Below are 8,981 nucleotides of genomic sequence, written 5' to 3'. Positions count from 1 at the left end.
CCACGCCTGCCACAGACAACCTCCTGCGCGTCGAGAAGGGCCACGCCGACCCCGAGGAACTCGCCGCCATCACCGCCGTCCTCCTCGCCCGCGCCACCGTCACGGCCGCCGAGTCCGCCCACCACGGCCGCTCGACGGCCCGCTGGCGCCGCCTGGAACGCGAGAACGGCTTCCGCGCCCCCCACAGCTGGCGGGGCTGATCCCGAGCCGGGCCGATCCCAGGCCGGGGGATCCCCGGCCGGGCCGATCCCAGGCCAGGCTGATCCCGAGCCGGCGACAGACCGGCCCGCCGCGCACCGAGGCCGCCCCCGCCGGGTCTCGCGTCCGGCGGGGGCGGCCTCGATGGCGGAGTGCCGCGGGAATCGGCTAGTCGTGGATGTGCAACGGCTTGCCGGCCAGGGCCAGATGCGCCTCGCCCAGGGCCTCGTTCTGGGTCGGGTGGGCGTGGATCAGCTGCGCGACCTCGGACGGGAGGGCCTCCCAGTTGTAGATCAGCTGGGCCTCGCCGATCTGCTCACTCATGCGCGGGCCGATCATGTGCAGTCCGATGACCGCCCCGTCCTTGAGCTGCACCAGCTTGATCTCCCCGCCGGCCTTGAGGATCTTGTTCTTGCCGCTGCTGCCGCTGTTGAACTTGAGCGTGACGACCTTGTCGGCCCCGTGCAGCTCCTTGGCCTTGTCCTCGGTGAGGCCGACGGAGGCGATCTCGGGGTCGCAGTACGTGACCTTGGCGACGCCGTCGTAGTCGATCGGCGTGACCTTCCGGCCGGCCACGCGCTCCGCCACCAGGATGCCCTCGGCGAAACCGACATGGGCGAGCTGGAGCGTGGGGATCAGGTCGCCCACCGCGGAGATCGTGGGGACGTTGGTCCGCAGGTACTCGTCGACCACGACATGGCCGCGGTCCATGGCGACCCCCACCTCCTCGTACCCGAGCCCGGCGGAGACCGGGCCGCGTCCGACGGCGACGAGGAGCAGCTCGGCGTCCAGCTCCTTGCCGTTCTCCAGGGAGACGCGGACGCCACCGTCGGTGTAGGTGACGCCGGCGAACCGCGAGCCCAGCTCGAACTTGATCCTGCGCCGGCGGAAGGCCCGCTCCAGCGCCTTCGAGGTGCTCTCGTCCTCGGCGGGGACCAGATGGGGAAGGCCCTCGACGATGGTGACTTCGGCGCCGAGCGACTTCCAGGCGGAGGCGAACTCGACACCGATCACGCCGCCGCCGAGGATCACGACGGAGGTCGGCACGTGGTCCAGGACGAGAGCCTGGTCGGAGGAGATGACGCGGTCGCCGTCGATGGTGAGGCCGGGCAGCGACTTCGGCTGGGAGCCCGTCGCCAGGACCACGTGACGGCCCTCGTACCGCACGCCGCCGACCTCGACCGTGGTCGGGGAGACCAGCTTGCCCTCCCCCTCCACCAGGGTGAGGTTCTTCCGGGCCTTGAGCGTGCCCTGAAGGCCCTTGTACAGCCCGGCGACCACGCCGTCCTTGTAGGCGTGCACGCCCTTCATGTCGACGCCCTCGAAGGTGGACATCACCCCGAACGAGCTGCTGACGCGGAGTTGGTCGGCCACCTCGCCGGCGTGGAGCAGGGCCTTGGTCGGGATGCAGCCGTTGTGCAGGCAGGTGCCGCCCAGCTTGCCCTTCTCGATCAGGGCGACGTTCAGGCCGAGCTGGGTGGCGCGCAGGGCGCAGGAGTAGCCCCCGCTGCCACCGCCGAGAATGACTATGTCGTAGAGGCTGCTGGCGTTGCTCATCTTCGTGAATTCACCCTTCCGTTCGCGGTCGCGTCACTTTGGCGACCCGGACGCGATCGGACCTGTGCAGGTCGTGTGCGGCACTGCCGGCCCTTACCAACTGCCTGCATGCTCTCATCTTCCCGATCTGGCAGGGCGCTTGGGGATGATCATGTCCGGTTCTGATGGTCTTTGGTCTCAAATGGGCCCGAGCGCGCGGCATTTGATTACTCGTCAGTTCATGTGCTGAGTACGTAGGTTGGTGTGCTGATTGCTCGGCTGTTGGCGCAAACTTCATCAAGAAGTGGAGACAAAAAGGGGCAAGGTGGGCTGACGCTCCTTCCATGCGGCGGCTGGTAGGTGCTAGCGTCGGATTGTCAGGGGGGAGGCAATGCCCCGGGGGATCTGATAGGCACGGGGGCTTTCAGTCGGCATGGACGGGAAAGTTAGACAGGGCTTAACGCCGCTTGTATCCCGAGATTCGCACGAGACGCATCGCTCCGATCTGGAGCGGATATTCTCGGCGGACATCTTCAAGGAGTCGCCGCCACTCCAGGATCCGCGGCGCCTCTTAACGACATATGATCGACTGCGGTACATCAGCGAGAACCTCAAGACGCCAGGACCGCTCCTCTTACATCGCGAGCAGCTTTTCGCGGTCCTTGAGTGGTCGGCGATGTACGATCCGTCGCTGTTCTATGCGATGTTCCTTCACCACTCCATGACCATGGGTGCCGTGGTGGAGTTCGGACACGGCAGAACCGACCTTTCGGAGGAGCTCGACGGTCTGGCTTCGGCGGACTGGATCGGCGCCCTCCTGATGACGGAACTCGGGCACGGGAACAGCAACGCCACCGTGCGTACCGAAGCCGTCTACGACGCGGCCAGTGGTGAATTCGTCCTGAACACCCCGGAGCCGGCCGCCGTCAAATTCCCTCCGAGCGTCGGTGTCGACGGTGTTCCCCGACTCGGTGTGGTCCTGGCTCAGCTCAAGGTCGACGGTGTCGAGTGCGGGGAGTTCTGTTTCCTCGTCCCGGTCCGGGACGAATCCGGACCATGCGAGGGTGTGCGGATCGGCGCCCTCGAGCCGACCGCGATGATGCCCCTGGACTGCGCCGTCGTCTCCTTCGACCACGTGCGTATCCCCTTCCGCTACTGGCTGCGTGACAACGCCGAGCTGACGCGCGAGGGTCAATTCTCCGACCCGTTGGGCAGCCCGGCGATCCGTGGCCGCCGCACTCTCAGCCTGATCCGCTTCGCCTGGGAAGCGGCCGTCGTCGCACTGGCGGCGACGGCCCGCGCGAGTGCCGCGGTCGCGGTGCGGCACGCCCACCGACGCCGTACGAACGGCCGATTCGCGGCAGGCCTTCCCGTGATTCGATACCGGAATCAGCAGCGCACTCTCTTCGGCGCGTTGGCCGGCGCCCACGTCGCCTCCATGGTGGCCCATTCGGTCGCGACTCCCGAAGCCCCGGCTCTCTCCGTCGGCGGCGTCCGCACCACCTTCCTGATGAAGGTGGTGACCGACCGAATCGCCGAACAGGTGGCCACCCGCTGCCGGATGGCCAGTGGCGCTCTCGGATTCTTCTCGAAGAATCGTTTCCTTGACTATCAGGGATTCGCCCACTCGCTGAACGCCGCAGCCGCCGACAACCAGATGCTCCTCCTCGACGCCGCATACGCGATGGCCGCCGGCCTTGACTACACGCCACCGACGGAAGAGGCCCCCGCTCCCTCCGACCGTGACCTGCTCGACCCGCAATCCTGGTCCGCGCTGGCCCGCGCCCGTGAACGCTCACTCCACCAGGAACTCCTGGACGGCCTGCAAAAGGCCAAGGAATGCGGACTGAGCGAATTCGACGCATGGAACAGCCAGTTCGACGTGGCGGAGCGATTTGCTGCCGCGCACGCCGGCCGTCTCGTGCTCGACACGGTCCGCGCCGGACTCGACTCGGTCTCCGAACCGGATTCCGCATCGGCCCTCCGTACACTCTGCGCGCTGTACGCGCTGGAGGAGATCGCGTCCCATGACGGCTGGTACCTGGCAGAGGAACTCCTGAGCAAGGACGAGGTGCGCCGGATCCCGACGCTCCTCGACGAGCTCTGTGAGCGGCTTGAGCCGTACGCCCTGGAACTCGCGGAAGCCCTGCGTGTCCCCTATGACGTCATCGGCGCGCCCATCGCGGGGGCCGACTACGTCGCGGACATCGCACGCCCTGTGTCCACCGACTGAGCAATCGACCAACTCCTTTTCATACGCGCCTCGTTGTAATGCCCTGGACCAGGTCTCGAGCCGAAGACCTGGTGTGTGCGACATCCGAGATCCCCGCCCGGTGACCCCCATGCCGTGAGCCGGCCGTCTCGCTGTTTCCGCCAGGTGACCGTCAACGCGCGTTGCCGCAGTGGCCTTGGAAACACTTGAGGGTGGAAAGAGTCATGCCGGAAAACACTCAGAATTCGATACTTGGCTCCACCGGGTCCGCCGAGGACGGGATCGCCGTCATCGGCCTGTCCTGCCGCCTGCCCCAGGCGCCGGACCCGGCAGCCCTGTGGAAGCTGTTGAGCGACGGTGTCGACGCCATCACCGAAGTGCCCAGGGCCCGTTGGGACGCGGACGCGTTCTACGACGCCGACCGTGCCGCACCCGGCCGGACCAACAGCCGGTGGGGCGGCTACCTGGACGGCATCGACACCTTCGACGCCGGCTTCTTCGGGATCTCACCCCGCGAAGCGGCCGCCATGGACCCGCAGCAGCGTCTCCTGCTCGAACTGGGATGGGAGGCCCTGGAACACGCGAGCATCGTGCCCGGCTCCCTGCGGGGCAGCCGGACCGGCGTCTTCATGGGAGCCATGGCGGACGACTACGCGATGCTCAGCGCCCAGAGCGACCCCGAGTCCATCGGCCGGCACACCTTCACCGGCCTCCAGCGCAGCATCATGGCCAACCGCCTGTCCTACCTGCTGGGTCTGCGCGGCCCGAGCCTCACGGTGGACACCGGACAGTCGTCGTCGCTGGTCGCCGTACACATGGCCTGCGAGAGCCTGCGCTCCGGCGAGTCCACCACGGCGATCGTCGGCGGCGTCAACCTGACCATCGTCCCCGAAAGCACCATCGGTGCCGCGAAGTTCGGCGGCCTCTCCCCGGACGGACGCTGCTACACCTTCGATGCCCGCGCCAACGGATTCGTCCGGGGCGAAGGCGGCGGAGTCGTCGTGCTCAAGCCGCTGTCGCGAGCGGTAGCCGACGGCGACCGCGTCCTCTGCGTGATCCAGGGCAGCGCCGTCAACAACGACGGAGGCGGCGACGGCCTCACCGCGCCCAGCCCCGAGGGCCAGGAGGAGGTGCTGCGCCTCGCGTACGAGCGGGCCGGCGTCGACCCCCTGGACGTCCAGTACGTGGAGCTGCACGGCACGGGCACGAAGCTCGGCGACCCGGTCGAGGCGTCCGCCCTCGGTGCCGTACTCGGCGCGGGCCGCGACGCGGACCGTCCCCTGCTCGTCGGCTCGGTCAAGACCAACATCGGCCACCTTGAGGGCGCGGCCGGAATCAGCGGCCTCATCAAGACCGTGCTGGCCCTCACCCACCGCCGACTGCCCGCGAGCCTGCACTTCCAGACCCCGAACCCGGACATCCCGCTCGACGCACTCAGGCTGAAGGTCTGCGCCGAGAACAGCCCCTGGGCCGACCCCGGCCGGCAGCTGGTGGCGGGCGTCAGCTCGTTCGGCCTGGGCGGCACCAACTGCCACGTGGTGCTCACCGAGGCCCCCGCGACCCCGGCCACCCCCGCCTCGGACACCGGGGCCCCGCGGCAGGCCGAGCCGCGCATGCTGCCCTTCACCGTCTCGGGCTCCACGCCGGCGGCCCTGCGCGCACAGGCACGGCGACTGAGCACGCACGTGGCCGAGGCCACCGACCTCGACCCGACGGCACTGAGCCACGCACTGGCGGTGACGCGTGCGGCTTTCGAGCATCGTGCGGTGGTGGTGGCGGAGGACCGTGAGGCTCTGCTGGCGGGTCTGGCAGCGGTGGCGGAGGAGGGCCAGGCCGCTGGTGTGGTGCGTGGGGTGGCCTCGGATCGTGTGGGCGCTCTTGCGTTGTTGTTCACGGGTCAGGGTGCGCAGCGGTTGGGTATGGGCCGTGGTTTGTATGAGGCGTTTCCGGTGTTCGCGGAGGCGTTTGACGCGGTGTGCGCCGAGCTCGACCCGCTGCTGGGCGGTGGCCGTGGTCTGAAGCAGGTTGTTTTCGAGGAGCAGGATCTGCTGGATCGCACCGGCTTCACCCAGCCGGCGTTGTTCGTCATCGAAGTGGCGTTGTTCCGTCTGGTGGAGTCGTGGGGTGTGCGCCCTGCCTTCGTGGCCGGGCATTCGGTCGGCGAGATCGCGGCGGCACACGCTGCGGGTGTCCTGTCCCTGAGGGACGCCGCAGTGCTGGTGGTGGCGCGTGGTGGGTTGATGGAGGCGCTGCCTGAGGGTGGCGTGATGGTCGCCGTTCAGGCGGGGGAGGAGCGGGTCGCTCCGCTGCTGGTGGAGGGTGCGGCGATCGCGGCGGTCAACGGCCCTGACGCGGTGGTGATCTCCGGTGCCGAGGACGCGGTCGCGGGCGTGGTGGAGAGGTTGACGGCTGCGGGGGTGCGGTCGAAGCGGCTGCGCGTCAGCCACGCCTTCCACTCCCCGCTGATGGACCCGATGCTGGACGGCTTCCGTGCGGTTGTGGAGGGTCTGGAGTTCCACGCTCCGCATATCACCTTCGTGTCGGCGCTGACCGGGACAGTGGTGTCGGAGGAGATAGCCGGCCCCGAGTACTGGGTCCGGCACGTGCGCGAGGCGGTCCGTTTCCACGACGCGGTGCGTACGCTCGACGCCGAAGGGGCGAGCGCGTATCTGGAGCTTGGGCCTGATGGCGTCCTGACGGCGATGGCCCGTGGCTGCCTGCCCGCGGACACCGACGCGGTCCTCGTCCCCGTGCTCCGCCGCGAACAGCCCGAGACCCGGGCCGCTCTCGCCTCGACGGCGGCCCTCTACGCGAACGGCGTTCTCGACCGGCTGCCGCTCGGTACGACGGACAAACCCGCGGGCCCTCGCGTCGAGCTGCCGACGTACGCCTTCCAGCGGACCCGTCACTGGCTGGACGGTGCCGTCGCCGACAGGCGCCCGGTGGCCGCCGCACCGGAGGACGAACCGGCCGGCGGGAACCCCCTGCCCGAGCCCGAGACCGCCGCGGGCACCCTGCGGGACCGGCTCGCCGCCCTGCCGTCCGCCGAGCGCGTACGCGAACTGACCGATTTGGTCCGGGCGCACGCGGCCGTACTGCTGGGGCACGCGGGGCTTCATCAGATCGACCCGGCACACAGCTTCAAGTCCCTCGGGGTCGAATCCCTCACGGCCGTGGAGCTCCGCGACGAACTCGTCGCCGCGACGGGTGCCGCGCTGCCCGCGACGCTGCTCTACGACCACCCCACCTCGCACGCCGTGGGCCGTTTCCTGGACGCCGAGCTGTTCGGTACGGCCGCTCCCGGCGCCCAGGACGCCTCGTCCGCCGTCGCCACGGCACCGGGGGAGGACGAGCCCATCGCGATCGTCGGCATGGGCTGCCGGCTCCCCGGCGGAGTGAACTCACCCGAAGACCTCTGGGACCTCCTGGTGGCAGGCGGCGACGCCATCTCCGGCTTCCCCTCCGACCGAGGCTGGGACCTCGACGGCCTGTACGACCCGGACCCCGAGCGTCCGGGCACGACGTACACCCGCTCCGGTGGATTCCTCTACGACGCCCCGCTGTTCGACCCGTCGGTGTTCGGCATCTCGCCGCGCGAGGCCGCCGCGATGGAGCCCCAGCAACGCCTGCTCCTCGAAGTCTCCTGGGAGGCCCTCGAACGGGCCGGGATCGATGTGGAGCGGCTGCGCGGCAGCGACACCGGAGTCTTCGTCGGCGCGACCGCGCAGGAGTACGGCGCCCGGCTGCACGAGGCGTCCGGCGGCGCCGAGGGGTACGCCCTGACCGGCGGCACGCCGAGCGTCGCCTCCGGGCGGATCTCGTACACCTACGGATTCGAGGGCGCCGCCCTCACCGTCGACACGGCCTGCTCCTCCTCCCTGGTGGCCCTGCACCTGGCCGTGCAGGCGCTGCGGCGCGGAGAGTGCGGCATGGCCCTCGCCGGCGGCGCGACGGTGATGTCGTCCCCCGGCATGTTCGTCGAGTTCAGCCGTCAGCGTGGACTGTCGGCGGACGGCCGCTGCAAGGCGTTCGCGGCGGCGGCGGACGGCACGGGCTGGGCCGAGGGCATCGGCATGGTCGTCCTGGAGCGGCTCTCGGACGCCCGTCGTCACGGGCACCAGGTGCTGGCCGTGATCCGTGGTTCCGCCGTCAACCAGGACGGCGCGAGCAACGGTCTGACCGCGCCGAACGGTCCGTCGCAGCAGCGCGTCATCCGGCAGGCGCTGGCCGACGCGGGAGTGTCGGCGTCCGACGTGGACGTCGTCGAGGCGCACGGCACGGGCACGAAGCTGGGTGACCCGATCGAGGCGCAGGCCCTGCTCGCCACCTACGGCAAGGACCGTCCCGAGGGCCGGCCGCTGTGGCTCGGCTCCCTGAAGTCCAACATCGGGCACGCCCAGGCCGCCGCCGGTGTCGCCGGCGTCATCAAGACCGTGATGGCCCTCCGGAACGGCCTGCTCCCCAAGACCCTGCACGTCGACGCCCCCACGCCGCACGTCGACTGGTCGGCCGGCTCGGTGTCCCTGCTCACCGAGGCCACCCCGTGGCCCGAGACCGACCGGGCACGCCGCGGCGCGGTCTCGTCCTTCGGGGTGAGCGGCACCAACGCGCACCTCATCCTGGAGCAGGCCCCGGACCAGCCGTCCGAGCCGGCCACCCGCCCCGAGCGTCCGGCGGCCGCCCTGCCCTGGGCCCTCTCCGGGCGCACCCCCGAGGCGCTGCGCGCCCAGGCCGCGCGTCTGCACGCCCACGTCACCGCCGCGCCCGACGCCGACCCGGCCGACATCGGCCTGTCGCTCGTGGACACGCGTACCGCCATGGAGCACCGGGCCGTCGTCGTCGCCGCCGACCGGGACGGGCTGCTCGGCGGGCTCGACGCCCTGAACCGCGGCGAAGCCGACGCCCGGGTCGTCCAGGGCCACGCCACCAACGGCCGCAAGACCGTCTTCGTGTTTCCGGGTCAGGGTTCGCAGTGGGTGGGTATGGCTGCGGGTTTGTTGGAGGAGTCGGAGGTTTTCGCGGGGCGTGTCGCTGA

The 8,981-nt window shown here is 70.0% G+C and carries 4 protein-coding genes; 3 read left to right on the top strand and 1 reads right to left on the bottom strand.

Going from position 1 to position 8,981, the window contains the following annotated elements:
* The coding region (locus tag ACWF79_RS34440; protein WP_453732120.1) for an acyl-CoA carboxylase subunit epsilon at positions 1 to 200 on the top strand (200 nt) is incomplete at its 5' end.
* Positions 201 to 366: 166 nt separating this feature from the next.
* Here ACWF79_RS34440 and lpdA read toward each other — a convergent pair.
* On the bottom strand, positions 367 to 1,755 hold the full coding sequence (gene lpdA / locus ACWF79_RS34435; protein ID WP_453732119.1) for a dihydrolipoyl dehydrogenase: 1,389 nt from the start codon (positions 1,753 to 1,755) through the stop codon (positions 367 to 369).
* A 412-nt stretch (positions 1,756 to 2,167) separates the two neighbouring features.
* Here lpdA and ACWF79_RS34430 point away from each other — a divergent pair, with 412 nt between their 5' ends.
* Complete coding sequence (locus tag ACWF79_RS34430) at positions 2,168 to 3,967, top strand: acyl-CoA dehydrogenase (protein ID WP_453732118.1); 1,800 nt, start codon at positions 2,168 to 2,170, stop codon at positions 3,965 to 3,967.
* A gap of 203 nt (positions 3,968 to 4,170) precedes the next feature.
* The coding region (locus ACWF79_RS34425) for a beta-ketoacyl synthase N-terminal-like domain-containing protein (protein ID WP_453732117.1) at positions 4,171 to 8,981 on the top strand (4,811 nt) is incomplete at its 3' end.

This window comes from Streptomyces sp. NPDC054975, assembly GCF_053609105.1.
This window is presented reverse-complemented; position numbering and strand designations above follow the sequence as displayed.